General features: G+C 71.0%; 19 protein-coding genes. 13 read left to right on the top strand and 6 right to left on the bottom strand.

Features of this window, described 5'->3' with window-relative positions; translation table 11 throughout:
* Nucleotides 1–124: 124 nt before the first annotated feature.
* On the top strand, nt 125–1,018 hold the full coding sequence (gene lepB / locus NQU55_RS14680) for a signal peptidase I (RefSeq protein WP_168094440.1): 894 nt from the start codon (nt 125–127) through the stop codon (nt 1,016–1,018).
* Between the two features lie 21 nt (nt 1,019–1,039).
* Here the strand turns inward: lepB and NQU55_RS14675 are convergent, their stop codons facing one another.
* Both NQU55_RS14675 and NQU55_RS14670 read right to left on the bottom strand, forming a co-directional pair.
* The gene (locus tag NQU55_RS14675; protein ID WP_168094434.1) at nt 1,040–1,687 is read right to left on the bottom strand and encodes a GNAT family N-acetyltransferase; all 648 of its coding nucleotides are present in this window, start codon (nt 1,685–1,687) and stop codon (nt 1,040–1,042) included.
* A gap of 134 nt (nt 1,688–1,821) precedes the next feature.
* Nucleotides 1,822–2,682: a LysR family transcriptional regulator gene (locus tag NQU55_RS14670; protein ID WP_168094435.1), complete on the bottom strand. Its 861-nt coding sequence runs from the start codon at nt 2,680–2,682 to the stop codon at nt 1,822–1,824.
* A gap of 82 nt (nt 2,683–2,764) precedes the next feature.
* Between NQU55_RS14670 and NQU55_RS14665 the strand changes: the two genes are divergently transcribed.
* Nucleotides 2,765–3,664, top strand: coding sequence for an MBL fold metallo-hydrolase (locus NQU55_RS14665; RefSeq protein ID WP_168094436.1), 900 nt, complete (start codon nt 2,765–2,767; stop codon nt 3,662–3,664).
* A 75-nt stretch (nt 3,665–3,739) separates the two neighbouring features.
* On the opposite strand, the gene NQU55_RS14660 is transcribed toward NQU55_RS14665, so the two are convergent.
* Nucleotides 3,740–4,468, bottom strand: coding sequence for a DUF4097 family beta strand repeat-containing protein (locus NQU55_RS14660; protein ID WP_168094437.1), 729 nt, complete (start codon nt 4,466–4,468; stop codon nt 3,740–3,742).
* A 373-nt stretch (nt 4,469–4,841) separates the two neighbouring features.
* On the opposite strand from NQU55_RS14660, the gene NQU55_RS14655 reads away from it, so the two are divergent.
* Nucleotides 4,842–5,042 carry an SCO3870 family protein gene (locus NQU55_RS14655; protein WP_168094438.1) on the top strand — a complete coding sequence of 67 codons (201 nt, stop codon included), beginning with the start codon at nt 4,842–4,844 and terminating at the stop codon, nt 5,040–5,042.
* 466 nt (nt 5,043–5,508) lie between these two features.
* Complete coding sequence (locus NQU55_RS14650) at nt 5,509–5,910, top strand: hypothetical protein (protein WP_168094439.1); 402 nt, start codon at nt 5,509–5,511, stop codon at nt 5,908–5,910.
* 166 nt (nt 5,911–6,076) lie between these two features.
* On the opposite strand, the gene NQU55_RS14645 is transcribed toward NQU55_RS14650, so the two are convergent.
* Nucleotides 6,077–6,418 (bottom strand): hypothetical protein, encoded by a 342-nt coding sequence (locus NQU55_RS14645; protein ID WP_206329680.1) that lies wholly within the window; start codon nt 6,416–6,418, stop codon nt 6,077–6,079.
* 393 nt (nt 6,419–6,811) lie between these two features.
* On the opposite strand from NQU55_RS14645, the gene NQU55_RS14640 reads away from it, so the two are divergent.
* The gene (locus NQU55_RS14640; RefSeq protein ID WP_284702532.1) at nt 6,812–7,879 is read left to right on the top strand and encodes a serine hydrolase domain-containing protein; all 1,068 of its coding nucleotides are present in this window, start codon (nt 6,812–6,814) and stop codon (nt 7,877–7,879) included.
* Between the two features lie 66 nt (nt 7,880–7,945).
* Here NQU55_RS14640 and NQU55_RS14635 read toward each other — a convergent pair whose 3' ends face one another.
* On the bottom strand, nt 7,946–8,521 hold the full coding sequence (locus NQU55_RS14635) for a hypothetical protein (protein WP_168096784.1): 576 nt from the start codon (nt 8,519–8,521) through the stop codon (nt 7,946–7,948).
* Between the two features lie 575 nt (nt 8,522–9,096).
* On the opposite strand from NQU55_RS14635, the gene NQU55_RS14630 reads away from it, so the two are divergent.
* From NQU55_RS14630 to NQU55_RS14615, 4 genes are read left to right on the top strand one after another with little or no spacing between them, the layout of a single operon-like run.
* On the top strand, nt 9,097–13,785 hold the full coding sequence (locus NQU55_RS14630) for a DUF6603 domain-containing protein (protein ID WP_308402237.1): 4,689 nt from the start codon (nt 9,097–9,099) through the stop codon (nt 13,783–13,785).
* Nucleotides 13,782–16,145 carry a hypothetical protein gene (locus tag NQU55_RS14625; protein WP_168094915.1) on the top strand — a complete coding sequence of 788 codons (2,364 nt, stop codon included), beginning with the start codon at nt 13,782–13,784 and terminating at the stop codon, nt 16,143–16,145. Before NQU55_RS14630 ends, NQU55_RS14625 begins: the two co-directional genes overlap by 4 nt.
* Nucleotides 16,138–19,767 carry a hypothetical protein gene (locus NQU55_RS14620; RefSeq protein WP_168094916.1) on the top strand — a complete coding sequence of 1,210 codons (3,630 nt, stop codon included), beginning with the start codon at nt 16,138–16,140 and terminating at the stop codon, nt 19,765–19,767. The genes NQU55_RS14625 and NQU55_RS14620 overlap by 8 nt, the downstream gene beginning before the upstream one ends.
* 56 nt (nt 19,768–19,823) lie before the next feature.
* Nucleotides 19,824–21,089 carry a hypothetical protein gene (locus tag NQU55_RS14615; RefSeq protein ID WP_256790648.1) on the top strand — a complete coding sequence of 422 codons (1,266 nt, stop codon included), beginning with the start codon at nt 19,824–19,826 and terminating at the stop codon, nt 21,087–21,089.
* Between the two features lie 33 nt (nt 21,090–21,122).
* On the opposite strand, the gene NQU55_RS14610 is transcribed toward NQU55_RS14615, so the two are convergent.
* Nucleotides 21,123–22,208: a TetR/AcrR family transcriptional regulator gene (locus NQU55_RS14610; protein ID WP_168094527.1), complete on the bottom strand. Its 1,086-nt coding sequence runs from the start codon at nt 22,206–22,208 to the stop codon at nt 21,123–21,125.
* Between the two features lie 97 nt (nt 22,209–22,305).
* Here NQU55_RS14610 and NQU55_RS14605 point away from each other — a divergent pair, with 97 nt between their 5' ends.
* The 4 genes from NQU55_RS14605 (at nt 22,306) to NQU55_RS14590 (ending at nt 26,394) form a co-directional block, all read left to right on the top strand.
* Nucleotides 22,306–23,277, top strand: a complete 972-nt coding sequence (locus NQU55_RS14605) for an ATP-binding cassette domain-containing protein (RefSeq protein ID WP_168094528.1) — start codon at nt 22,306–22,308, stop codon at nt 23,275–23,277.
* The gene (locus NQU55_RS14600; RefSeq protein ID WP_168094529.1) at nt 23,274–24,083 is read left to right on the top strand and encodes an ABC transporter permease; all 810 of its coding nucleotides are present in this window, start codon (nt 23,274–23,276) and stop codon (nt 24,081–24,083) included. Before NQU55_RS14605 ends, NQU55_RS14600 begins: the two co-directional genes overlap by 4 nt.
* A 77-nt stretch (nt 24,084–24,160) precedes the next feature.
* On the top strand, nt 24,161–24,787 hold the full coding sequence (locus NQU55_RS14595; RefSeq protein ID WP_168094530.1) for a transcriptional regulator: 627 nt from the start codon (nt 24,161–24,163) through the stop codon (nt 24,785–24,787).
* Nucleotides 24,784–26,394, top strand: coding sequence for a pyruvate, phosphate dikinase (locus NQU55_RS14590; protein ID WP_168094531.1), 1,611 nt, complete (start codon nt 24,784–24,786; stop codon nt 26,392–26,394). Before NQU55_RS14595 ends, NQU55_RS14590 begins: the two co-directional genes overlap by 4 nt.
* Nucleotides 26,395–26,453 lie beyond the last annotated feature (59 nt).

Raw genomic sequence — 26,453 nt, 5'->3', positions numbered from 1 at the left:
CCACCCTCCTCGCATAAGGTGACATCACCGGACACCCCGCTCGACCAGCGGGATCCGGGAGCCGCACCGCGGACGGAGCGGGCGGTGGCCGGAGCGAGGAGGGGACGTGGGCGACGTGGGGGATGTGGGAGACGTGGCGGTCGGCGCGCGGTCGGAACAGGACGGCCCGGGTGAGAGGCCCGAGGAGCCGGCGGGAAGGACGAGGAGGGGGCGGGGGAGACGGACCGGGAGGTCCGCGAAGGCGCAGCGGTCGCTCTGGAAGGAACTTCCCCTGCTCGTCGTGGTCGCGCTGGTGCTTGCGCTGCTGATCAAGACGTTCCTGGTGCAGGCGTTCTCGATCCCCTCCAACTCGATGCAGAACACCCTGCAGCCGGGTGACCGGGTCCTGGTCGACAAGCTGACCCCGTGGTTCGGCTCGAAGCCCGAGCGCGGCGAGGTCGTCGTCTTCCACGACCCGGGGCAGTGGATGAGGGACCATCCGACGCCCGAGCCCAACGTGGTGCAGAAGGCGCTGAGCTTCATCGGGCTGGTGCCGTCCGCCGATGAGAAGGACCTGATCAAGCGGGTCGTGGGGGTCGGCGGCGACACCGTCGAGTGCAAGGGCACCGGCCCGCTGAAGGTCAACGGCAAGCCGCTGGACGAGCCCTACGTCTTCCCCGGCAACACCCCGTGCGGCCTGAATCCGGAGGCCGAGTTCAAGGTCACGGTGCCCAAGGACCGGCTGTGGGTGATGGGCGACCACCGGCAGGACTCGCAGGACTCCCTCTACCACCACAACGAGGACGGCACGGGCTTCGTCCCTGTGGACGACGTGGTGGGCCGCGCCATCGTCATCGCCTGGCCCGTCGACCGCTGGGCCACCCTCCCCGTGCCCGCCACGTTCGACCAGAAGGGCATCGGCAATGCGGCGGCCGCCGCCGCCCCGACCGCGGCGGCCTTCGCCGGCGCCCTCCCCCTGGTCCTGGTGCGCCGGCGCCTGCTCTCCCGCCGCAAGGCCGAGGGCACGACACGGAACTGACCGGCTTACGGGCATACCGAATTACCGGCTTACGGTCTTACCGGCCCAGTGGACAACGTCTCCACGGGCCTCCCGCCACATCGACCAGAGGATCGGGCCGCCTCCGGGTACGTGGATCTCGTCCCGTACGGTGAACCCGAATCGCTCGTAGAAGCCAATGTTGGACTGCTTCGACGATTCGAGGTGGGCCGGCAGTCCGGCCGCGTCCGCCTTCGCCAGGCCCGAACGCAGCAGGGCGGCGCCGTGGCCGTTGCCCTGGGCCGCCGGGTCGGCGCCGAGCACCGCCAGGTACCAGTGCGGCTCCTGGGGAGTTGCCTTGCCGACCAGTTCCAGCATCTCTCCCAGCCGGGCGACGTGCTCGCCCAGCAACCCGTTGATGCGGGCCAGCGTCGCCTCGTCCGGGTGCTGCTCGGCCGTACCGGGCGGTGTCCAGAAGGCCGCCGCCGCGCCGGTGCGCTCACAGTGGCCGAGAGGGCCGTACTTGTGCGTGAGCATGACGTCGAACCACTGGGCGAGACGGTCCTCACGCCCTTCTTCGTCGGGGAAGAGCCACAGCATCATCGGGTCGTCCCCGAATGCGCGGGCCAGGATGCGCGTGGTCTCAGGAGCGTCGCCGCTCTCGATCGGCTTGGGTGTGTTCAGCGTGTTCAGCGTGTTCAGTGACTGCATGCGGCCAACGTAGGTCCCGAGATCTTTCCAGCACATCGGTCGTTCTACCGATGCCCCTGCCCCGTGCCCACGAGGGCCGGATGCGTGCTGACCGCCACTGACGCGCTCCCGGGCCCGGCTACCCGGCTACCCGGCTACCGGTAGGCGGCCGTCGCGATGCGGACGAACGGCTGGATCAGCGGGTTCGTGTCGCCCTCGTTCCACGCCGCCACCACACGGCTCGGCGCCATGTCGGTCAGCGGCACCACGGTCAGCTCCTCGGGCGGGGTATGCCCGAGCGGGATCATCCCGACCGTGCCGTTCCAGAGCACGGCCTGCAGGCACTCCTGGACGGCACGCACCACCGGCCCCTCGCGCGGCTCGCCGCCGTTCCAGTACGACTGCCAGACCGGATCGGTGCCGTCCGGGAACTGGAACCAGCGCCGGTCGGCGAGGTCGGCGAGCTGCAGGCCGTCGTGGCGGGCGTGGCGGGCGGCCAGCGGATCGTCGGTACGCAGCACGGCGCCCACCGGGTCGGCGCGCAGCTGGTGCACCGTCAGTCCGGTCTCGTCGAACGGTGCGCGGGTCAGGGCGATGTCGACCAGTCCGGCGCGCAGGCCGCAGGTAGGGTCGGTCAGGTCGGCCTCGCGGATGCGGACCTCGACGCCCGGGTGCCGCCGGCGGTAGGCGGTGGCCAGCCGCATGGCTCCCCGGTCGGAACTGTCGCCGAGGATTCCGACGGTGATGGTCGCGGCGCCGGCCGCCGCGGCCACGCGGACACGTATCCGGTCGGCCTGGTCGAGGAGCGTGCGCGCCTCGTCCAGCAGCACCGTTCCGGCCGGGGTGAGGGTGACGCCCGCGGAGGAGCGGAGCAGCAGGACGGCACCGACGTCCGCCTCCAGCTGTTTGATCGCTCGGCTCAGCGGCGGCTGGCTCATGTGCAGGCGGGCGGCGGCCCGGCCGAAGTGGAGTTCCTCGGCGACGGCCACGAAATAGCGCAGCGTGCGTAGCTCCATGACCGGCGACGATACCCGTACGGTATGGACCCCACCCAGCTGGTCCTGGACGCTCGCGGTTGTGGGGCGTTGGAATCGGAACATGACTGACGAGCTGATGCCCGACCCCGCCGTGCACGTCGCCGGTGCCCAGGAGGTCGCCCCCGATCTGCTGGTGATCCCGAACCGACGGGTCGGGCTGGTACCCAACATCGGCGTCATCGGCGGTACGCAGGCCGTCCTGGTCGTGGAGACGGGCATGGGCACCGCCAACGCCGAGCAGGTCCTCGCCTTCGCGTCCGAGGTGGCGCGGGGTCGGCGGCTGTACCTGACCACGACGCACTTCCACCCGGAGCACGCCTTTGGCGCGCACGCATTCGCCGGCCGGGCTACGTACCTGGTCAACCGTGCCCAGGCGGACGACTTGAAGAGGAAGGGGCCGGGTTACCTGGAGACGTTCCGGGGCCTCGGCGAGCCGGTCGCCCGGCGCCTCGACGGCGTCACGGTGCCCATGCCCGACGTGGTCTACGACAACGGGTACGACCTGGACCTCGGCGGCCGGACCGTACGGCTGCGGCCCACCGGCCGGGGGCACACCAAGGGCGACCAGGTCGTCGAGGTGCCGGACGCCGGGGTGCTGTTCACCGGAGACCTGGCCGAGACCGGGCAGTTCGCCATCTTCCCGTGGTTCCCGCCGTACGACACGGACGTCTCCGGCGTGCGCTGGCTGGCGGTAATGGAACGGTTGGCCGCCGCCGCGACCGGATCCCGGGTGATCGTGCCCGGCCACGGAGACCCGGGCGGGCCGCAGCTGCTCGCCGACGTCCGCGACTACCTGCGCGAACTGCGCGACGAGACCTGGCGGCGGCGCGACTCGGCGATGAGCGAGGACAGCATCGTCGCCGAGGTCCGGGCGCTGCTGGCCGAGCGGCACCCGGAGTGGGCCGGTCAGGAGTGGATCGAGCGAGGTGTGGGATGCCTGTGCGCCGAACACTCCCTATGACCGCGGCACTTCCGGGAGTCGTCGGCCTCGTCCCTCGGCTGTCTGACACTCGCCCCGTGCGGCGCTGAGGGAGGGTCAGGAGTGCTTGACGGTGATGGCGCCGCTGCCGGTGGTCACGTCGATCCGGTGCGTACCGGACGGGTCGTCGGTGACGTCGATGTCCTTGCCTCCGCTGTCGCTCTTGGCGGTCACCCGGTACCTGCCGTCGGGCACGGTGAGGGTGACGGCGCCGCTGCCGGCTTCCGCCCGGACGTCCTGGGGGGACGACACTGCCAGGTCGATGGCTCCGCTGCCGGTCATCGCGGCGACGGGCCCGTTCTTGAACCCCTGTCCGGTGATAGCGCCGCTGGAGGCTTGTACGTCGACCGCCCCGTCGACGTCCTTGAGATCGATGGCGCCGGAGCCGGCCTTCACCTTCACCGCGCCGGTCCTGGACAGGTCGACCGCGCCGCTGGAGGTCTGACCGGTCACCGGAATGCCTGTCGGCAGGTCGACCGTGTAGGCCACCGAGCAGTCGTCACTGCAGCGGCCGAGCACCAGGACTCCGTTCTCAACGCGGTGCGTCGGGCCGTCCGGGCGGTCTCCCCCGTATTCCACGTAACGGTGCAGGCGCACCTCGGCGCCACCCTCCTTGCCACGCAGGGTGACTCCGCCGGACCCGCTCTCCAGCCGCACAGAGGTGATCTTCTGCGACAGTGTGGCGTCGTCCTCGAAGCTCTTCCTGGCCAGCCCGCACGCGCTGATCCCGCTGATGGCAATTCCGGCCGTCGCGACGGCAGTGAGTAGACGAAGGCGCGCACGCATGGACTTTCACCGTTCCTGAGGAGGTCGTCGATCCCCTGAAGGGGGACGCCGAGGGAGCCTATGCGCCGGGGCCGGAGTACGACCATGGGGTAAACCCCCGGGACCTTAGCTCGTTCCTTATGGCCTGATCTCGAACAGAGACCGAGCGCAGTGCGGCGCTCCCTCGCGTCAAAGCATCCGTTCCCTGCAGGAACGGCATCCGGCCGAGGAGCCGCGGCACGAGTCCTGATGGGGAGGTCCCTGGGGATGCGAACCGGGTCGCACCGGCGTCGATCCCGGCTCCGAAGCGTCGCACCAGGCGCCTGAGGGGCGTTGACCGCGCACCCGTAGAGTGGGCGTTGACCAGGCCGTTTCACCGTTGGGAGGACATGGAATGAAACAAGTCCCGTTTGGCGCCCTGTCCGCTGGGCTCGCAGTGCTCGGGACTGCCCTTGTAGCCTTCGCGTTTCAGTTGCGCGCGGATGGCTACGAGCAGTACGTCCAGGACGTGGCTTATGTGGCCGGCACGGCGTACTTCACCGCGATCATGACTGTGGTGATGTGGTTCCGCACGGACCGACCGCACTCGAGCTGAGCCGTTCGGCCGTGGCGCCCCGCGCCACGGCAGGGTCTGTCTGGTGGGTCTGTCATTCGACTCACCGGGCACGCCCTGGAGTAGGGCGAGACGGCCCGCTCCGAAGTGCACGACATCGTAGGGCCGTTCAGTCCGTCCTGTCGGCTCATCAAGCCCCGCCCTTCTGGCAGCCCTTCCTTCCGCAGGGCCCACTTCTCACCAAAGGGTATGAATCCGCACGGCTCTTGAGAAGAGCGACCGGTCTCCGTCGACCCGCTCCTCCAATACGAAAAGAGCTCGGGTGGCGCATTACTGATGGTTTCCCGGGAGCTCCTCCCCCGCCCCGCTCACCCGGTTTGTACACTTGCCGACCAGCGGCAGGTCGCACCCGCCCGAGGCCGGACCGACGGCTCCTCTGAATTGGCGTCAACACCCCCTGCTCCACTAGACTTTGCGCACACACCAGCAAAAAGGAGTGGCGCCGTCTATGGGCACCAAATTCATTGAGGTAGACGAATCCCACAAGGGTCAGCCCAACGTGGAAGAAGGGGTAAAGACGATCGAGGTCGGTGGTCAGACGATCACGACGCCGATTTATGTCCAGCGGATCGACTTCGACGACCTCGCCCCCGAGGTGACCGACAATCTGACCACGGTCAAGTTCGCCGTAACGGTGACCGAGGAAATGGAGGACCTCACGGGGGAGGTCGACGAAGACGGTTCCCCGGTGACGGAAATCAAGGAAATCCAGGTGCCCAAGTGGCTCGAGGTTGACCTGGGTCCCGAATCCCTCAAGCAGTACGAAGAGGTCATGGCCCCCTTCTACGCCGCCGCCCGCGAAACCGAGGCACCCCTCGTGCCCGCGCCCCGCAAGCGCCGGAAGAAGTGATCTCGCGCCCCTCTCCTGTCGCCGGGAGAGGGGCTTCGTTGTCGCGGCGCCGCGCCACCGCGATGCGGACACGCCAAAACCGCACGCCGGGGTGGCGTGCGGTTGGCGATCATTGTTCGGTCATGCGGGGTGGGCCGCCGTGGCGAGCGTGTTCCACTGAGGGGGATCAGTAGAACATGAACGTCGGGCGCAGGCCGTTGGCGTGCTCCTGGGTGATGAGCTCACCGGCGCCGATTCCCGCGCCGTTGGCCGCGTTGGCCACGTCGTACGGCGAGCCGTAGTTGCCCATCCAGTGCCAGGTCTTGACGGCGACGTTCGCGTTGGTGCACTTCCGGAGCGCGATGCCTTCCTCGGCGGTGAGCACGGCGTCCTTGGCCGGCGTGTCGCAAACCGCTCGCGGCACCTTGGGCGTGTTCGGCTGCGGGCCGTCCGCCGCGGCCGCCGGGGCCGCCAGGCCGATCAGCAGGGCTATGGGGGCTGCTGCGAGGACGTAGGTTCGACGGTTCATGGTGACCTCCATGAGGGGATCAGATGTTCGACAGAGCGGACACCTGGACCCACGACCCTACGGTGGCCTCGTCGCCCCCGCACATCGAGTACGCCGTTCGGGTGACGACCGCCGCGTTGCCGGTCGTCCAGCCCCGTCGCCCGCCCCGCGCGTACCGGGGGCTAGCCCTACCTGGAGCCGGGCGGCCAGCAGGATCGTCCCAGGTGGTTGCATCCGGAAATGTTGGGCCCGGCACATATCCAGCACATGGATCGCTGGTTTCCCAATGTCTTCCGTAGGAGTGGGCTCGTGCGTGAGCAGGCGTGGCAGAGGTTTCGTTCGTCCGGGCAGCGGTGGGGTGGGCGGCGCAGAGCCGTGCCGGCCGCGGTCGCGGTGGTCGTCGGCGCCGTGGCGATGGGCGCCCTGGTGCCGCCCGCGGCGTCCGCCACCGCCAAGCCGGACACCGTTCAGCAGGGGCTGAACGCGCTGGTGCGCTCCGACGGCCTGCCCGCCGCGCTGGCGAGCGTCCAGGACCGTGAAGGCCGCACCCGTACCTACACCGCAGGGGTCGGCGACCTGGCCACCGGTTCGAAGGTGCCCCGGGACGGGCAGGTGCGGATCGGCAGCAACACCAAGACGTTCACCGCGGTCACCGTGCTGCAACTGGTCGGTGAGGGGAGGATCCGCCTCGACGCACCGGTCGACACCTACCTGCCGGGCCTCGTCCGCGGGGAGGGCATAGACGGATCCCGCATCACCGTCCGCCAGCTCCTGCAGCACACCAGCGGGCTTCCCAACTATGTCCTGTACCTCGGCGACGAGGTCCGGCATTACGAGCCCCACGACCTCCTCGACATCGCGCTTCAGCACAAGGCCCGCTTCGAGCCCGGGAAGAAGTGGGAGTACAGCAACACCAACTATGTGCTCGCCGGCCTGATCGTCGAGAAGGTCACCGGCCGCCCCCTGGCCGAGGAGATCGACCAGCGCGTCATCAAGCGCATCGGGCTGCGCCACACCTACTTCCCGGCCCCCGGTGACGCGACCATCCGTGAACCCCACCCCAAGGGCTACTACCAGGAGTCAGCAGGGGCGCCTTTGCGCGACGGCACGGAACTGGACCCCTCCTGGGGCTGGGCGGCAGGGCAGATGATCTCCACCAACTCCGATCTCAACCGGTTCTACACCGCGCTCCTCGGCGGTCGACTCCTCCCGGAGGCCCAGCTCACCCAGATGCGCACCACCGTCCCCGCCGGAGAACCGTTCGCCGCCGGCGCCCGCTACGGACTGGGGCTCGTCAGCACGCCGCTGTCGTGCGCGCCCGGCGTGTACTGGGGCCACGGCGGCAGCACCACGGGATACGAGACCCGGGGCGGTGCCACCGACGACGGCCGCGCCGCCAACATCGCGGTGACCTTGCAGCCGACCGACAAGGGAGCCATGAAGCGCGTGGAGAGCCTCGTGGACACGGCCCTGTGCCGTTGAACCGGAGGGGGCCTACAGAGGCAGGGCCCACCCGGACCGCGTTCGCAGCGAAGCGAAGCGAAGCGCTCAGACGTTCTCGATCCAGTTGGAAGGGACGTCGCAGATGAGGTAGGGGATGCGGATGTTGCACGGGCCGCACGAGTGCGCCGTCCATGAACAGGTCGCGCCCTTCCCGTGCCACTCACGGGAGGCAGTGGTGTTCTCGGGGCCCACGTAGTACTGCTCGCTCATGCGGACGTACTCCACCTCGCCCCGCTTCCCGGCCTGCGCAACGCGGTTGCCCAGTTCGAGCAGCAGCTTGACGGCCGCGCAGGTCTGGCCGATGCGCGGTATTTCCACGCCGTCCGCCGTCAGGGGGATGTCCACCTTCTCCCCCTTGACGGTCTTCCACTGCCCCTTCCACTTCAGCGGATTGTGCTCGACGGTGGGGACGCCCGGCTTCGCGACTTGCCAGGATCCCTTGTGGTAAGTGATCGCCTTGAGGTACGGGCCGATATCGATGAGCCCGCTGCTGCAGGCAGCCAAGTAGTACTCGGTCCCGCCTATTCGCGCTTCCAGCACTCCGAGCATGACGGCGGCATCCGGGGTCAGCTTCTTGTCCGCCTGCATCGCGTGGTAGATCTCACCGACGGCGTCCCTCAATTGCTTGCTGTCGACAAGTTCCGGAACGCTGTGCCGCGGCTTATTCCCGCTTCTCACATGACCGCAGCGCGGGCACTTGTCGGACGCGTATCCGCCGTGCCGGAGATTCACTTCCCGATTCGGGCTCCGGGGCTCCACTTTCGCCATGTCCACCCTCCGTCAGTTTTCCGTGGCGCGGGGAAAATAGCACGCAACGGCCCGGCCGCCGGCCCCGGGCCGAAGCGCAGCGGCTACTTTTGGACGTGATCACGTGACGCTCGGTTGCCGCGACGTCACCTTGCGAACGTCGCCTCCGGGCCCGCTTTCGGTCCACCGGGCCATGACCTGCCGCAGGTCACGCCCACATCCCGGCAGACATCGGCGATGAGTCGCCACACATGTCGACAAAACGGTCAACAGCCGGATTTCCCAGTGGAATCCGACGAAAGCTGCGCACCCTCCCGCGCACCACCTGGCTTGATCATCGCCGCCCCGGATTCGGCCGTTGATAGTGTGCGCCCGAATTTCACCTTCACATACTCACGGCGGCCCGTGCCCGGCGCGGCCGATCGGTCAGGGAGGAATGCGTTGTGGCGATGACCGTCGGCGAACTCAAGGAATGGCTCAAGAGCCTTTCGCCGCCCACTCCGGAATTGGCGTTACCCGACGGCCTCCCGGACGCGTTAGGGGACCTCAAGGACGCGGTGAACCTCGGCGCCCTTTCGGACTGGTTCACCATGGGGGCCGCCCTCACCGAGATGGTCCCGGACCCGGACAAGCTCTGCGTCACCGGAATCATCGCCAAGGAAACCCCGAACCTCTCCCTCTGGTTCTTCAGCGATGACGAGGCCAACCCCGACGACGCCCCCGTCACCGGTGTCCAGATCGGCCTGTCGCTGAAGCAGCACGCCGTGATGTCCGTCCTCAGCGCTCTGGGGCTGCAGGACGTCCTGCTGGTCTACGAGATCCGCATCATGGACGGTGCCGCGGTCCGCGAGCTCTACGCACAGGCCGCCCTCGCCGCCGGCGGCGGGGACCCCCTTCTCATCACCTGCTCCCTCGACTTCGCAGCGGACCGGACCAGCTACGAATTCGCCGTGGAGCCCGAGGACGGAAGGGAATGGCACGTCGCCGAAGCGTTCTTCGGGCTGTTCGGCGTCACGCCACCGCCGGTCCTCAAGGACATCGCCCTGCACCGCCTCGTGCTGGCCTACGACCGGGGCAAGGACTCCACGGGATTCCGTATCGAGGTGGGCGCCGGATTCCCGCTGGGCGACACCACGGCCGACCTCGACGTGAAGGCGACCCTGTCGAAGTCCGGCGACAGCGGGACGTACGACCAGGAATACGAGGGGACCCTGGTCCTGGCCGTGCCCGCGCCGGGCGGGGGCGACGACGTCCGCACGCTGACGTTCACCGTCAAGGACGCCCAGCACGCCGAGTTCAGCGCGAGCTGCGAGGACTCCAAGGGCGTGTCCTTCACCGATGTCGCGACCCTGCTGGGCGTGGCGGAACCACCGGCGTTCCTGGCCGGTCCGACCGTCAGCGGCCTCACGGTCGGTTACGCGTCGGCCCGCAAGTCCATCGTGTTCGCCGCGAAGGAGAACGGCGGCGGCTCGCTCGTCGTCGTGTCGGACCAGCCGGCCGGCGGCACCCGCGCGTGGGCCATGCGCGCCGGCGTCGGGCTGGACGCCAAGCTCTCGGACGTACCACTGCTCCACGGGCAGATACCTGAAGGCCAGGACCTCGGCGTGTGCGGGCTGGGCATCCTGCTCACCTCCGACCCGCTGGACACCGCCCGCGTCAGCGAGCTCAACAAGGCGCTCGCGGCGAGCGACGGTTCGCTGCCGCTGCTGCCCGCCGACGGCCTGGGCAAGGGCCTGGCCTTCACCGTCGACCTCCAGCTGCCCGGCCACTCGGAGACGACGTCGGTCGTCGTCCGTGGCGACAGCAAGAAATCCAGGGCCGCAGCCCCGGCACCAGCAACGGCACCGGCCCTCGCCACGGCCGTGGCCACGGACACGGCCGCCGCCCCCGCCGGACTCCCCCTCGTCGCCTGGATCAAGGTCCAGCGCAACGTCGGCCCCCTGAACCTGAGCCGCGTCGGCGTGGGCTTCGCCGACGACACCGTGTGGGTGCTCTTCGACGCCACGCTCGGCATGGCCGGCCTCACCATCGGCGTCGACGGCCTGGGGATGGGAATCCGCCTGTCCGACCCCGTACCTCCGGAGTTCCGGCTGGACGGGCTGAGCGTCGGCTACTCCCGCCCCCCGCTGGCGATCAAGGGATCCCTGGTCAACCGGGCCAGTGACGACTACGACCCGTTGATCGAGGGCGCGCTGGCCGTTTCGGCGGAGGAGTTCGGCCTCACGGCGCTGGGCGCGTACGCACGGCCCACGGCCCACCCCGATCAGCCGTCCTTCTTCCTCTTCGGCAAGGTGAACGGCGAATTCGGCGGCCCGCCGCCCGTGCAGGTCACCGGCATCATGGCCGGCTTCGGGCTCAACACCGACCTGCGGCTGCCCGAGGGCGACGAGGTCCTGGACTTCCCGTTCCTCGCGGACATGTCGTCCCCGGAAACCGACCCGCTGAAGGTCCTCGGCAACCTGATGGGCGGCCAGGACGCCTGGGTGCGATCCGCATCGGGTCAGTTGTGGTTCGCAGCGGGCCTCGAGTTCAAGGTCTTCGAATTCCTCGACGGCCAGGCGCTGCTGGTGCTGGAGGTCGGCGACGACTTCGCCGTCGCCGTGCTCGGCACGGCGGAGGCCCGCTTCCCCAAGGACCAGTCCCTGCCCGCGTATGCCCGGGTGCGGCTGGGGCTGTCCGCCAAGTACCGGGCCAGTGAAGGCGTGCTGAAGCTGACCGCCCAGCTCGCACCCGGCTCGTTCCTCCTCGACGAAGCGTGCGTGCTCACCGGCGGATTCGCGCTCTACACCTGGTTCGACGGCCCGAACGCCGGTGATTTCGTCCTGACGCTGGGCGGCTACTACCCCGGCTACCCCGTGCCCGCGTACTACCCGCAGGTGCCGCGGCTGGGCTTCAACTGGCCGGTCACCCCGGAGCTGACCATCAGCGGCGGCTCGTACTTCGCGCTCACCCCCGGCGCCATCATGGCCGGCGGGGCACTGGACGTGAACTTCCGCTCCGGCGACCTGCACGCCTGGCTGACGGCCCACGCCCACATCCTCATCGAATGGGCCCCCTTCCACTTCGATGCCGGGATCGACGTGAGCATCGGTGTCAGCTACGTGCTCGACCTGTGGCTGGTGCGCGAGACGATCAGCGTCGAGGTCGGCGCGTCCCTGCACCTCTGGGGACCGCCGACGGGCGGTGAGGTCACCGTCCACCTCTGGTTCATCTCCTTCACCATCGGCTTCGGCGAGGGCAGTGCGAGCGGCGACAAGGCCGCGTCCTGGTCCGAGGTGGTCAAGCAGCTGCCCTCGGCGCAGGACGCCGTCCGGCTCGTCCCCATGGACGGCCTGATACCGGTGGAGTCCAAGGACGAGCCGGGCCTTTGGACCGTCGGCACCGGTGACTTCTCCTTCGCGGTGCGTACGGCCGTCCCGATCGGCAAGCTCTACCTCGGTGACCAGCAGCACGCGGTCGACGGTACGGACGTCGACATCCGGCCCCTCCGGGACGGCGGCGAAGCCCTCGACTCGACGCTCACGGTCACGCTCACCAGGGAATCCGCCGCGCAGGACCTGAGTGCCTGGGCCGCCACGCCGAACGTGGTGAGCCTGCCCGCGGCCCTGTGGGGCAAGTACGACGGCAAGCTGACCACCGGCAGCGCGCAGCGCGTCGACCACCAGCTGACCGGCGTCGACCTGCGGCTGCCGCAGCCCACGCAAGGCAGCACACCGGGGCCGATCAAGGCCGGGACGATCGCGCACGACGACCGGACACCGAACGGCAGACTGCCGCTGGTGCGGCCGGCCGCCGTTCGGGCCGCCGCCGCAGCGGAGTCCGCGCCCGTACAGGCCGAGGCCCCGCAGCCGGTCACCGTGGAGCTCGTCGCCGAGGCCGCCCCGGTGGCGGAGGTCCGCGCAAGCGTGGGCGCCGTCACCAGCGGTCAGGCCGGCGCACTGGTCGACCAGTCCCGCGACCGGCTCTTCGCCGCGATGGACTACCTGGGCGTGAGCCCCGGTCCCGGCACCAACGAGCGGCTCACGGCCACCGACGGCCTGGTGGCCGGTGACGTCACGGTCCAGCCCGCTCCCCCGGTCCCGGGCCGGCCGGCCGCGAGCGAGCGGCTGTACGTGCTGGGCGCGGGGGCGACCGTGACGCCGGTCGACGCGCAGAGCCTGACGGTGTACGAGCCGATCGCGCTGGCGAATCCGGGCCCGGCCTACTTCGCGGTCAGCCCGGACGGCAGTCGACTGACCACAGCCTCCCCGGGGCGCGAGCACTTCGACGCGTTCGACATCACCGCCAACCCACCAGGGAAGGCAGTCGGTCTGAAGCCCGCCCCGTTCTCGGTGCCGACGAACGCCAAGGGCGTGGCATTCGCACCGGACCACGCGTGGGCATACGTCACCTACGCGCAGCCGGATCAGATGCTGATCCTCGGCTTCCAGGGCGACACGCCGGCCTCGGGCCACACCTACGGCATCCTGACAGCGGACTGGAGGTCGGCCGAGCCCGCGGACGTGGTCACCGCCCTGCCGTGGGACCAGTCGGTCTACATTGCGCTGCCCAAGGAAGACTGCGTCATGAAGGTCGACGTCAGCAGTCTGGCCAACCCCACCGCGAAGGCGTACCTGCCCGCCGGCCCCTCCCCCACCCGCCTCGCCGCCGACCCCAAGGGCCGCTGGGTGTACGCACTCAACACGGGCAGGTCCACGGTGACCGTCATCGACGTCACCGCCAAGGCGATCGCCGCGACCCTGCGCACGGGCACCGCGCCGAGCGCGCTGGCCGCCTCCGCCGACGGCAAGCGGCTGTACGTGGCGAACGCCGTGACCGGCACCGTCTCGGTCTTCGACACGTCCGGCGATCTGCCCCGGGAAGCGGCCGAGCCCGTGTGGGTGGGCGCGCGGCCCGTCGCGCTCGCGGTGTCGGCCGCCGGTGACCGGCTGTACGTCGCCCGGTCCAAGGGCCCGGAGAACGGCGAGGTCGCGCCGCTCCACGTCGTGGACGTCGTGTCGGACCCGCCGGTCCTGCTCCCCGTCACCGTCCCCCTCAAGGACGAACCGGTGGCGCTCGCCGTCACCGTACCGCCGACGGTCACCGGCACCCCGGCGGTTCCCAGCATCACCCGAATCACCGAAGGCGGTGCGGCATGAGCCCCTCCGAGTACGCCCTGGATCCCGACCCGTCGCTGAACGTGCAGTTCGTCGACTCGCTGGTGCCCCGGCTCACCGCCGGGCGCTACACCCTCACCGCGCACCAGTCCCTGACCAAGGGCGGGAACCGGGTCGACACCGACAACTACCTGGACACCCCGGTGACCCAGGAGGTGGAGGTCCGCGCGCCGCGCTTCACCGTGCAGCCGGAGTGGATCCACGGCGCGTACCCGACGCCGGGCGCCAGCGGCTTGTACGACGACGTGCTGCCGCACGTCACGCTCGACCGCGCGACCCTGCCGTGGGAGCGGGACGAGGCGACGGCCAAGGACGGAACGCGCCTGCCGTGGCTGGCCCTCCTCGTCTTCGGCGAGGGCGAGCTGCCCGGCACCGACCCCCACTGTCTCGGGCGGACCGACGCGCGGACGGTGGCCGACCTGACCGGCACCGAGGACGGCGTCCTCCTGCCCCCGTTCGACCGGCACGCGGACCCGATCACCGACGACGATAAGCCGACGACCTGCCGCACCGTCCTGGTGCCGAGAACCGTCTTCCGCGCCGTCGCCCCCGCCCAGGACGAACTGCCCCTCCTGACCCACGTGCGCCGCGTCAACGAACAGCACCAGCGCGTGGCACCGGGCGACGACCTGATCCAGGTGGGCGACTACGCGGTCGTGGTCGGCAACCGGTTGCCCCGCGCCGCGGGCGGCCGCTACGTCGCGCACCTCGTCTCCCTGGAGGGCTGGCTGCCGTACCTGCCCGGTGGTGCCAAGGAGACGGAGGGCCCCGAGCAGGCGGTGCGGCTGGTCTCCCTGTGGTCGTGGGCGTTCGAGACGATCCCCGACCACGCACCCGGATTCGCCGCGCTCACCGAGCACTTCGTCGACAGCGAGGGCGAGGGCGGCTCCGCGCTGCTGCTGCGCGTACCGCTGCCGTCCGGCAAGCCGCTGTCCGGGTCCGACCAGCAGGAGATCGCCGACCGGCTCGCCAAGGGCTACCTGCCGATCTCGTGCCGCACCGAGTCCGGGCGCTCCACCTTCGGCTGGTACCGGGGCCCGCTGATCCCCCGGCCGGCCGAGCCGCAGTCCGACCGCGAACGCCGCCGCTGCGCGGCCGAGGCTCTGATCCACCTGGAGCAGTACGGGGTCTACGACGTCAGCCTCGCGACCGCGTTCACCGCGGGCCGGGGCGTCGCCCTGGCCGACCACCAGTTCGGCGCGGCGCTGCTGCGTCTGCGCGGCAAGGTGCAGCAAGCGGCGGAGAAGAAGAGCCGCGTGGCGACGGACACCGGGGCGCGGGCACGTATCGAGCATCTGGCGGCGAACGGCCTGGCCGGCCACCTCGGCGAGGTCCTGACCGCACCGGCCCGCGACCGTCAGGCCGTAGCCGCCCCCGTACGACGCCCCGCCGTCACCCCCGTGCCGGCCGCGACGGCGCTGCCCGCCACCGCCGGGCTCACCGTGGAGCGCCTGCGCGCCGACACCGAGCTGCACGCGAAGCTCACCGCGGCCGACGCCCCGCTCGTCGACCCGCACGACGACGACCTCGCCCTCGTCCGGAACCGGCTGCTGGGCCTGCGCAACCTCACGGGCGTGCCGTTCGCGCATCTCGTGCCCGACACGCGGATGCTGCCGTCGGAAAGCCTGCGCTTCTTCTACGTGGACCCCGACTGGACCGCGACGCTGCTCGACGGCGCGCTGAGCGTGGGACTCGCCCACACCTTCGACCTCACCTCGGACGAGCTGGTCTTCGGACCCACGGGCCAGGCCCCGCTGCCGCCCTTCACCGCGCCCGTCACCGGTCTCCTGCTGCGTTCGCAGCTCGTCAGCGGCTGGCCCGCGCTGGAGGTCCGGCCGTACACGGATCCCGAGGCCACCGAAGGAGAAACGACTCTGCCGGTCCTGCGCCGCGAGGCGCTCGCCGACGACGTCCTGCTCGTCCTCATCGAGGGCGTGCCGGGCCGGGTCGAGCTCGCCGAGCCGCAGCAGGGCGTCCACTTCGGCATCGACGAGCCGAACACGGACGACGAGACCGACCCGGTCAAGGACGGCATCATCCGGCTGCGGGCCCTCTCGGGAGCCGGCATCGGGAAGGAACTGGACCCGAAGCAGTATCCGTTCCCGGCGACACCCGGGCTCGGCGACTACCTGCGCGCCGCCTCCGGCACCGGCAACCCCGACACCGTGCTGAACGTGGCGAAACTCGCCGACGGGCTGAGGAAAGCCCTGGGCGTCAAGGACCGGCCGCTGAGCCCCAGCGAGTTCGCCATCCAGATGATCAACGCCGCGCAGCGTCGCACCTTCACCACCGCTCCCGAAGAGCACCATCTCACCACGACAGGAGACCACCCCAATGGCTGACCGCGACGACACCCTCATCGTCCCGGTGAACGTGGACGCCCTGGTGGTCAACCAAGACCTGCGCCAGCGCGACGGCCAGGGCTTCCGCCGCTGGCGGCCCGACTTCAACCTGCTGCGCCACAGCCTCAGCCCCGAGGTGGCCCCGTTCACCAACGAGGACCAGTGGAACGCCACCGGGGAGCACGAGAGTGACGACGCCTACAAGCAGTACGACGGCGTCTACGTGCGCTGGGAGCTGCCCGACGCGCTGCGCCAGGGCGGCGCGCGCACCCCGGGCGGGCGTACGGAGTTCCCGCTCGTGCCCAACCGCTGGCTCGTGGTCCGGCAGGTTCCGGGCAGGGACGACCTGACCACCGGCTGGGTGGTGGAGAGCGACTTCCTGGACCCCGAGGACGGCACGTCGCGCTTCATCCACCCCGTCAGGCCCGGCGCCGGGGACCCGGCGAACACGCCGTACCGCTCGACGATCATCACGACGCAGATCGGCAGGAAGCAGCCCATCGGTACCGGCGGCACCGCGTGGAGCGAGCCCGCCGACGCCTCGCGCAAGGAGCTGTTCCTCACCGCGGTCGGCCCCGGCATCATGACCTTCCACGCCTACCAGCCGTACCACGAGAACGTCTTCTCCCTGCACGACCCGCTGACGGGCGTGGACAGCGCGACCGTCAACTACCAGATCGTGGGCTGGTATTCGGACCCGGCACAGGAGGAGCTGCGCCGTCGCCTGGACGTCGCGGGCGCGACGGTCGGCTCCGTACTGGCCGGGCTCGGCTGGACGGTCACCGACCTCGCGGAGAGCTGGAAGCCCGGCAGCACGACGTACTGCGGCCGCGCACTCCAGGTGCAGTGGACCCGCGAGGGCGCCGCCCCGGACTCCGACCGCCCGGAGAAGACGGACGTCCGCGACCGGATCGCCGTCGGGAGCAGCGCGGACGAGGCGCACGCCGCACTGATCGCCGGAGCCCGCGCGGCCCTGCCCGACGGCTCCGGGAACGCCATCGACCACACCACCGACCCGGCCCTGCTGCACGCCCTCGCCGGCGGCCTGCTGAACACCCTCGACGAGCCCGACGGTGACGTGCTCACTGCCCAGGCCCTGCACAAGGGCTGGTTCCAGCAGATACCGGGCGGCTACGTATGGCGGCTCGCCGACACCAACGCCAAGGGCAACGCCTCCGGCGATCCGAAGTCGGTCACGTGGTCCGGCGTCTCACCCGAGCACGAGGCATGGCTGGCGGAGCTCAACGGCCACCAGCGCGCCTACGACGAGGCGGAGCGTGAACTCGCGGCGCTCCAGCAGCGCTTGTACGCCCTGTGGTGGATGCACAGCCTGCCGCTCATTCCGCCGCAGTACAGCCGCGAGCGGCTGCGCGCCGAGATCGACCCGTCGAACGGGGACGGCCTCGCCGCCCGGGTGGCCGTCGCGCAGGGCGACCTCCGGAACACGCTGCAGAAGGCCATCACCGACTGCATCAACGGCCACCCGCTGCCCGACGGCTACGAGCTGCGCAAGGAGACGCTCCCTCCCTTCTACCAGGCCACCGACCCGACAGTGGTGCTGGCCGGCGCGAAGAGCCACACCGCCCACAAGCCGCTGACGGGCGACGGGACGGCCCTCCCTTGCCGCATGCCGTCGCAGATCGTCGACGACGGGCGTGCGAACCCCTTCGCCTCGCTCACGACGGGCAGCGGACTGCCGCCGGTAGCGCCGGCCCTGCTGGTCGAGTTCGCGTGCGTGATCGACCCGAAGGACGCGGGAAAGTACACGCCCGACATCGCACCGGCCCCCTGGCGGCAGCCGTGGAAGCCGCTGCTGTTCCAGTGGCGCGTCGACCACTGGCAGGTCCCCTACGGCGACCTCAACGACCCGAACTGGACGTTCGACGGCAGCCACTACCAGTGGACGAACGGCTCGGCCGCCACCGGCGCCGTCGAGGTCACCGGGCGCCGCTTCCTCGTACCGCTGCCGCAGCACACGACGAGCGGCGGACTCGAACGGCATGCTGCCGGCCACCCCGACGCGGAGACGGCGAAGGCCCTCACCGCCGCGGCGGCGCAGGTCAAGGACCTGGACCTGCTCTCGCAGCGGCTGGACGGACTCACGGACGCCTTCGCCCTGCGCAACCCGGCGCCCGGCGTCAGCCCGCCCGGCAGGATCGGCGAGCTCGTCGGTGACGCGTTCCGCCACCTGCCCGACCCGGGCAAGCTGCCCGAGCCGTTCAAGGGCTGGCAGGACTCCGGCTTCACCCAGATCCGGGCCGGACAGTTCGAACTGCGCATGCTGAGCATCGTCGACGAGTTCGGCCAGAGCCTCGACGTCCTGCTGCCCGGCGACGCGAACACCTTCGTCCCGAAGGTGGGCGACAGCCTGCACACCGGCCCGAAGACCGTCGAGCCCACGGACCCGGGGCGGTTCGTCCAGCTGCCGCCGCGCCTGCTCCAGGCCGCCCGGCTGCGGTTCGACTTCGTCGCCGAGCACAACGACGCGCAGCTCGTCGACCTGACCGCGAACACCACGCCGGTGGGCGCGTGGATCGTCCCCAACTACGTCGACCGCTCCCTGCTCTGCTACGCGCCGACCGGCGAGCCCCTCGGCGAACTCCGCCTCGAACTCCGCGAGGGCGATGCGGGCGACGTGACGACCGTGCTCGGCTGGGGGCCCCTGCCGGACTCCCGGGTGCGCACGATCGACGACCTGCGGGACGCGCGGCCGCAGCTCTACGCGTTCGCCCGCGAACTGGCCGCGAAGGGCCCGGACGCCTTCGCGGACCTGTTGACCACCGTCGACCACACGCTCGCCGGCATCGACCCGGGCACTCCCTACGGCGACGAGGTCCTCGGCGCGCTGCTCGGCCGTCCGCTCGCCCTGGTCCGCGCCCGGCTCGGCTTCGAGCTGGACGGCCTTCCCGTCGCCGACGCGGGCTGGCAGTACGCGCTGGACTGGAAGACCCAGGCCGCGTGGGGCACACGCCCCGACGGGCAGCCCACGCCCCCGGAGATGGCCCACCTCGACTACCGGTGGCCCGTCCGCCTCGGCAACGCCGGCCAGAAGGGCGACGGCCTGATCGGCTACTTCTCCGAGGACGACTACGGGACGTTCTACGCGGTGGCCAAGCCGGACACCCGGACCGGCTACGTGGCCGAGATCGCCGACGCCAACTGGCCCCGCCTCCGGGCGGACTCCACGCAGCAGACGCACCTCACCCTCCTGCTCGACCCGCAGGCCACCGTCCACGCCACCACGGACGTCCTCCCGGTGACGACACTCCGGCTCCCGACGCGCTTCACGCGGACGGCCATGGCCGCGATGCAGGTGGCGCTGCGGCTCAGCCCGGTGCTGACCACGACGCGGAAGGTCCCGGGCAAGGACGTGGGCGCGGGTGGCGGTAACGCACCCGCGGGCTTCGTCAACGCCCTCGCCGTGCCGCACCCCGCTTCCCCGCAGGGCACGTGGGACTGGGCCGAACTGGTCGTCCCCGACGCGCCCGCCGGAGCCGGCCCCGCACCGCAGTGGGCCCACGAGCCGATCGTGCAGATCGACCAGGCGGCCCGGCTGGACGAGGACGGCCCGACCGTACGGACCGGCTTCCTGCGCCTGACCGGCGGCTTCGACTCCAAGTGACTCCGCAACACCAGCACCAGCACCTACCTGTACCCACCCCGAAAGGAGCCGACTCCGTGAGCGAGCCGGACGCCCCTCTGCTGGACTACGCCATCATCAGCGAGCCGTTCCCGCTGTACGCGTCGACCGGCGCCGACGACCCTGCGACGGCGCTGCACATCGTGGTCTCGAACGGCGGCGGCGACACCGTCTACTGCAGGGAGATCGTCTTCTCCCTCCCGGAGGGCGATCTCGCCCAGAGCCTGGTCGAGGCCGACGCGGGCGACGGACAGGCCCCGGACTGGACGGTGCAGCGCATCGAGCCGGGCACGCAGACCATCCTGCCGCCGGGCGACTACGCCCACTTCGCGGCCAAGCCGAAGGCGGGCGACGCCGCGGTCGACGTCTCCGGCATCACCATCACGCTGGAGAACCTGAAGATCAGTTCCCGGCCCGGCACGGCCCGGATCGAGATCCGTGAGGTCGCCACCACGAACACGGACAAGTGGCCCGAGAACCCGCACTTCACCAGGCTGGCCCTCACGAAGTTCCCGGCGCCGAAGATCCCTGTCATGGCCGTCTCCGACTTCACGGCGGACAGCCAGGAGGTCGCCGCCGGCACCACGGTCCGCCTCACGTGGAACGGCCCGTCGACCCTCGACTACACGGTCTCGCACGGCGGCACCCCGCACACGGTGGGCAAGAGCCACGAGTACAACACGACGATCGATCGCGATACGACGTTCCAGCTCTCGTACGTCACCGGCGGGACCACGCATTACCTGACGACCACGGTCACGGTGAAGAACCCGAAGTTGACGGGGCTGGAGGTGGACGGCGGACTCACGGTCACCGGCTCGACCGGCGTCGCGGGCCTGACGGTGGGCGGCGGCCTTTCGGTCACCGGCGCGACCGATGTCCAGGGGCTGACGGTGAACAAGGACCTCACCGCGAAGCAGGCACTGACCGTCAGCGGCTCCACCGAACTGCAGGCGCTCACCGTGGACAAGGACCTCAGTGCCAAGGCGACGCTCACGGTGACAGGCGCAGCGGGCGTGACCGGCGCCCTCACCGTCGGTGGGTTCCTCCAGGCAAATAGCGACATCACCGTCGCGTACGGCGGTACGACCAAGTTCACGACGTCCGGCCTCACGGGCATCGAAGCACCGTACGTCTCCGTCAACGGCAACGGAGTCGCACACGACAAGAGTTCGATCCATCTTGAAAACGGCTGGCTCGGCGGAGGCTACCTGTGGGCCCACGATGGCCTCGGTGACGAAGCAGAGGTGCATAACGGCGAGACGGACAACGCCCGGTCCTTCTGGACGGTCCACATCGCCTAACGGCGATCAGCCATCTGCCGCCCAGGCGCTGGGTCACCCCAGCGCCTGGGCACCACGGCCCGTCACCGCATACCCCGCCCCACGCCCCTCCGCCCGGGCCACGATCAGGCCCTCCTGGACACGGATCGCGACCTCGGCGGAGTCGTCCGCCGGGGCGCAGCCGATGGCCGCGGGGACCGCGCCCGTCTCGTCGAAGACGACGCGCGGGTGCGGTAGGTCCCCGGGCGCGAAAACCCGCCGCAGGCAGGCGATCAGATCGACGATCCTCAGCCGGGCCAGGCGGCCGGTCTCGGCGGGGTCGGCGGTTACGACGGCGAACGTCAGCCGGTCGCCCGATCGTGCAGAGCGCATTGCGTCCTCGGCCGCGGACAGGCGTCCGGCACCGAGCACGACGACCACGCCGTCGTCGTCGAGGTCGACCCGGCGGCCGGTGATCTCGTCGCGGAGGTCGCGGGGGGCCGTCCAGGCGTCTCGCGTGGGCCGGGCCGGAGGGACGTAGGGCAGGTGGGGCGGGTCCGCGTCGTCGAGGAGGGGGAGGCCGGCGAGGTGCTCGGCGGCGCGGGTCAGATCGAAGGGGTCGCCGGCGCCGGGGGCGTTCTCGGCGAGGCTCGCCGCGCCGTGGAGCAGGGTGAGGGTGAGCTCGGCCCGTCGTACCGTCCCCGTGCGCAGCGCGGCCCGCGGTTCGAGGGCCTGGGCGAGCAGGAGGGCTTCGAACCGGAGGAGTTCGGCCAGGGCCGCCCGGGCCGGTTCGGTGTCGAGGACGCCGGTCAGCGAGCGCAGCCGGAGGTGGCCACTGCCGGGGGTGTCGGCGGCGAACGGCAGTCGTTCGAGCCAGATGCGGGCGAAGACGCCCAGTGCCTGCGCGGCGGTGCCGGGTGATGCGGTGGGCGGTTCGGCCGCGGACCGGGCCTGTTCGGCGGTCTCTGCGAGTACCGCGAGGTAGAGCGCGCGCTTGCCGGTGAAGTTGGAGTAGACGGCGCCCCTGGTCAGGTCGGCGCGTTCGGCGATCCGGTCGACCTTGGCCTCGGCGTATCCGTGTTCGGCGAACTCCTCCCGGGCCGCGATCAGCACGGCCGCGCGGGTCCGTTCCTGCTGCTGTGCCCGGGTCAACCTCGCCATTCCATGGCCCCTTCCGCTCGCGCCGTGTCATGATACAGATGGCATCCAGATGATGGCGTCATCGGAATGTCATGAGCATCTGAAGCGAGGTGTGGGCATGGGCGTGGGCGTGGAGGACAAAGGGTTCGAGGTCGACGGGCTGGTCAAGAAGTTCGGCCGGACGACCGCGGTCGACGGGGTCAGCCTCTCGGCTCCCCGGGGGCAGGTGCTGGGGCTGCTGGGGCCCAACGGCGCCGGGAAGACGACCGTCGTACGCGTACTGGCGACCCTGCTGCGCCCCGACGCGGGCGAGGCGCGCGTGGCCGGGATCGACGTACGCCGGGATCCGGGGCGGGTCCGCCGGCGCATCGCGCTGTCGGGGCAGCACACGAGCGTCGACGACGAGCTGTCCGGGCGCTCCAACCTGGTCATGATCGGCCGGCTGCTCGACCTCCGGCGGGAGGACGCCCGCCGGCGGGCCGGCGAGTTGCTGTCCCGCTTCGGCCTCGACGACGCGGCCGACCGGCCCGTCGCCGCCTACTCGGGCGGGATGCGGCGCCGGCTCGACCTGGCCGCCGCCCTGGTGGGGCGGCCCGAGGTCGTCTTCCTCGACGAGCCGTCGGTCGGGCTGGACCCCGGCAAGCGCGACGAGCTGTGGCAGATGATCCGCGGGCTCATCCGGGACGGCGTCACGGTCCTGCTCACGACGCAGTATCTGGAGGAGGCGGACGCCCTCGCCGACGAGATCACCGTCATCGACCACGGACGGGTGATCGCGTCCGGCACCCCCGCCGCTCTCAAGCGCGAGGTCGGCGGGCACACGATCGTGCTCCGGCCGGCCGACGCCGCCGACCTCGGCCCCGCCGCGGCGATCGTCGCCCGGGTCGCCGGGCGGGAACCCGAGCGCTCGCGCCGCCACGAACTCGTCGTGCCGGTCGCCGGCGACGCGGAGTTCTTCGAGATCACCGCACAGCTCCGGGGGCAGGGCATCGAGGTCAGCGAGCTCGCGTTCCGCCTGCCCAGCCTCGACGAGGTCTTCCTGTCCCTGACCGGGGCGCCCGCAGCCGACACCGAGGACGCCGCAGCATGACCACGACCCTGCCGCAGGCTGCTCCCGGGGAAACCGGGCCCCGCCCCTTCGCCACGCTCCGGCACAGTGCGGTGCTCGCCCGGCGCAGCCTCGTGAAGACCACCCGCAACCCCGGCCCGATCATGAACGGCATCGTCACCCCGGCGCTGTTCATGGTCCTGTTCCTCTACCTGTTCGGCCGCCCGGTCGCCGGGACCACCGCCGACTACCTGCAGTACCTCTTCCCCGGGATCCTGGTCATGGGCGCCGGGCTGGCCGGCATGATCTCCACCGGGTCGGCCATCAACCTCGATCTGAAGAACGGCGTCACGGACCGGTTCCGCAGTCTGCCGATCAGCCGTACGGCGCCGCTGCTCGGCTCCGTGACGGCCGACATCCTCCGCTATCTGATCGCCGTGGCGGTGCTGTCCGGCATCGGCACGGCGCTCGGGTTCCGTGCCCGGGGAGGCTTCCTCGACGCGCTGGGGGCGGCCGGGCTCGCGATCCTCTTCGGTTTCTGCCTCAGCTGGGTCACGGTGTTCATCGGGGTCCTCGTCAAGAGTGCCGAGGCCGTGCTGTCGTTCAGCTTCATCGCCTTCCTGCCGCTCCAGCTGGGCAGCAGCCTCGCCGCCCCGACGGACACCCTGCCCGGGTGGCTCCGGGCGTGGGCGGACGTCAACCCCGTCACGCACGTCATGGACGCCTGCCGCGCCCTACTGAACGGGACGCCGGTCGCGAACAGCGTCGGCCTCACCCTGCTGTGGTCGGCGGGCTTGTTCGTCGTCTTCTGCCCGCTCGCCGTCCGCGCCTACGGCCGCCAGGAGTGACGGTGCCGCCCCGCCGCAGCCTTCCCGCACACCGAAGCGCATACCGAACCGCACACCGCATACCAGAAGGACACGACGTGAACCGGCCTCACATCCACGCCACGGACACGAACCTGTTGGTGCTGCACGCCCTGCGCTGTGCCGGCGCCGCCAGCCTCACCCGCCTCCATCTGGTCACGGGCCTCGACGAGTCCGACGTGGAGTCCGAGCTCATCGACCTCGGCGCCGCCGGGCTCGTCACGCGCATGTCCGGGGGCCTGCCCGGCTGGAGTCTCACGGACGCCGGCCGTGTCGCCGACGCCGAGCGGATCACCGGCGAGCTGGAGTCCGCCGGTGCCCGCAAGGCCGTGACGGCGGCCTACGACCGGTTCCTCGTGCTCAACCCGGAGCTGCTCGACCTCTCCACCGCGTGGCAGCTCCGCAACGTCGACGACGTGCTGAGCGCCAACGACCACAGCGACTCCGTCTACGACGCCCAGGTCCTCGAACAGTTCGCCGACCTCGACCGGCGCGTCACCCCCGTGTGCGCCGAACTGGCCGCCGCGCTCCCCCGGTTCGGCCGGTACCGCGTCCGCCTCGCCGAAGCCCTCCACCGGGCCGCCTCCGGTCATCCGGAGTACGTGACCGACAGCACCGCGTCGTACCACACCGTGTGGGCGGAGCTGCACGAAGACCAGCTCGCCACCCTCGGGATCCAGCGATGAAGAGGACGACGCAGTGGATCCGCACGATCTCCGCCGAGACCGAGGAGACGGCGGAGACGCTGGGCGGCAAGGCGCACGGCCTGGTTCTGCTGCACCGCCTCGGGCTGCGGGTTCCGGCCGGGTTCGTCGTCACCACCGACGCCTGCCGTGCCTTCCTCCGTGAAGGACGCCGTCCCGACGGGCTCGACGACGAGCTCGCGGCGGCCGTCACCGGCCTGGAACGCTCCACCGGGCGGGCCTTCGGCGGGCCGCACCGGCCACTGGCGGTGTCGGTGCGCTCCGGGGCCGGCGTCTCGATGCCCGGCATGATGAGCACGATCCTCAACCTCGGCCTCACGACCGGGGCCACCGAGGGCCTGGCCGCCGAGACGGGCGACCGGCGGTTCGCCCTGGACTCGCGTCTGCGCTTCCTGTCGAGCTTCGCCTCCGCGGTCACGACCGCGGACGTGGACGGCACGTCAGCCGCTCACGCAGGAGACGCCGCCGCCGCGATGAAGGCGGTCGAGGACCTCGTACGAGAACGCTGCGACCGGCCGGTTCCGGACGATGTGACCCGCCAGCTGGAGTGGGCGGTGGAGGCCGTGTTCTCGTCGTGGGACACGCCCCGCGCCCGCACGTACCGCACGCTGAACCGCATCCCGCACGACCTCGGCACGGCGGTCGTCGTCCAGCAGATGGTGTTCGGGAACCGCGACGCCCGCAGCGGCACCGGAGTCGCCTTCAGCCGCGACCCCAACACCGGGGGGAACGTCCCGTACGGCGAGGTCCTGTTCGGTCACCAGGGAGAGGACGTCGTCTCGGGCAGGTCGACGACCCGGCCGCTGGGCGAGCTCGCCGAGCGGGAGCCGGGCGTGTGGGCGGAGCTGCTCGACGCGCTGCGCCGGATCGAGGGGCACTACCGCGACGCCTGCTACGTCGAGTTCACGTTCGAGGCCGGCGAGCTGTGGATCCTGCAGGTCAGGCCGGGCCGCTTCGTCGGCGGCGCCGCCGTCCGCGTTGCCGCCGAACTCGTCGACGAGCAGGTCATCGGACGTCACGAGGCACTGCTCAGGGTCTCGCCGCAGCACCTGCGGCACGTCCGTACGCCGCGCATCGCGCCGTCCGAGGGGACCGACGTCCTCGCCCGGGGGCTCGGCGCCTGCCCCGGCGTCGCCGTGGGCCGCGTGGCGACCACGGCGGAAGGGGCCGTGCGCATGGCCCGGGACGCCCCGGTCGTGCTCGTACGGCCGGAGACCTCCCCGAACGACATGCACGGCCTCGCCGCCGCCACCGGGATCGTCACCGCGCGGGGCGGGCCGGCCAGCCACGCCGCGGTCGTCGCGCGCGCCATGGGCAAGCCCGCGGTGGTGGGCGTCAGCGGCCTCACCGTCGACGCCGGCAGCGGCTCCGTGACGGTCGGCGGCCGCACCGTCGGCGAGGGCACGCTCGTCACCATCGACGGGACCAGCGGCGAGGTCGCCCTCGGCACCCCCCGCGTCGTCGCGAACGCGGCCGACGAGCACCTCCACCGGCTGCTCGCCTGGGCGGACGACGTCTCGGGCGACCACTCCGCGCGCGACGAGGCCCAGCGCCTCGACGCGGCCCACACCATCCTGCGTCACCGCTGACCCGGGTCCCGGCCCTCACCGCACCGCCCGAATCATTGATCACGAGCCCGACCTGCAAG

It is taken from the genome of Streptomyces telluris, assembly GCF_024519335.1.
In the GTDB taxonomy this organism is placed as follows: Bacteria; Actinomycetota; Actinomycetes; order Streptomycetales; family Streptomycetaceae; genus Streptomyces; species Streptomyces telluris.
The sequence above is the reverse complement of the archived record's forward strand: the minus strand, read 5'-3'. Positions and strand labels throughout refer to the sequence as shown.

Coding starts and splice junctions, on each gene's coding strand:
- NQU55_RS14675 (WP_168094434.1), bottom strand. CDS start 1,687: ATGCAGTCACTGAACACGCTGAACACGCTGAACACACCCAAGCCGATC.
- NQU55_RS14670 (WP_168094435.1), bottom strand. CDS start 2,682: ATGGAGCTACGCACGCTGCGCTATTTCGTGGCCGTCGCCGAGGAACTC.
- NQU55_RS14665 (WP_168094436.1), top strand. CDS start 2,765: ATGACTGACGAGCTGATGCCCGACCCCGCCGTGCACGTCGCCGGTGCC.
- NQU55_RS14660 (WP_168094437.1), bottom strand. CDS start 4,468: ATGCGTGCGCGCCTTCGTCTACTCACTGCCGTCGCGACGGCCGGAATT.
- NQU55_RS14655 (WP_168094438.1), top strand. CDS start 4,842: ATGAAACAAGTCCCGTTTGGCGCCCTGTCCGCTGGGCTCGCAGTGCTC.
- NQU55_RS14650 (WP_168094439.1), top strand. CDS start 5,509: ATGGGCACCAAATTCATTGAGGTAGACGAATCCCACAAGGGTCAGCCC.
- NQU55_RS14645 (WP_206329680.1), bottom strand. CDS start 6,418: ATGAACCGTCGAACCTACGTCCTCGCAGCAGCCCCCATAGCCCTGCTG.
- NQU55_RS14640 (WP_284702532.1), top strand. CDS start 6,812: ATGGGCGCCCTGGTGCCGCCCGCGGCGTCCGCCACCGCCAAGCCGGAC.
- NQU55_RS14630 (WP_308402237.1), top strand. CDS start 9,097: ATGACCGTCGGCGAACTCAAGGAATGGCTCAAGAGCCTTTCGCCGCCC.
- NQU55_RS14625 (WP_168094915.1), top strand. CDS start 13,782: ATGAGCCCCTCCGAGTACGCCCTGGATCCCGACCCGTCGCTGAACGTG.
- NQU55_RS14620 (WP_168094916.1), top strand. CDS start 16,138: ATGGCTGACCGCGACGACACCCTCATCGTCCCGGTGAACGTGGACGCC.
- NQU55_RS14610 (WP_168094527.1), bottom strand. CDS start 22,208: ATGGCGAGGTTGACCCGGGCACAGCAGCAGGAACGGACCCGCGCGGCC.
- NQU55_RS14605 (WP_168094528.1), top strand. CDS start 22,306: ATGGGCGTGGGCGTGGAGGACAAAGGGTTCGAGGTCGACGGGCTGGTC.
- NQU55_RS14600 (WP_168094529.1), top strand. CDS start 23,274: ATGACCACGACCCTGCCGCAGGCTGCTCCCGGGGAAACCGGGCCCCGC.
- NQU55_RS14590 (WP_168094531.1), top strand. CDS start 24,784: ATGAAGAGGACGACGCAGTGGATCCGCACGATCTCCGCCGAGACCGAG.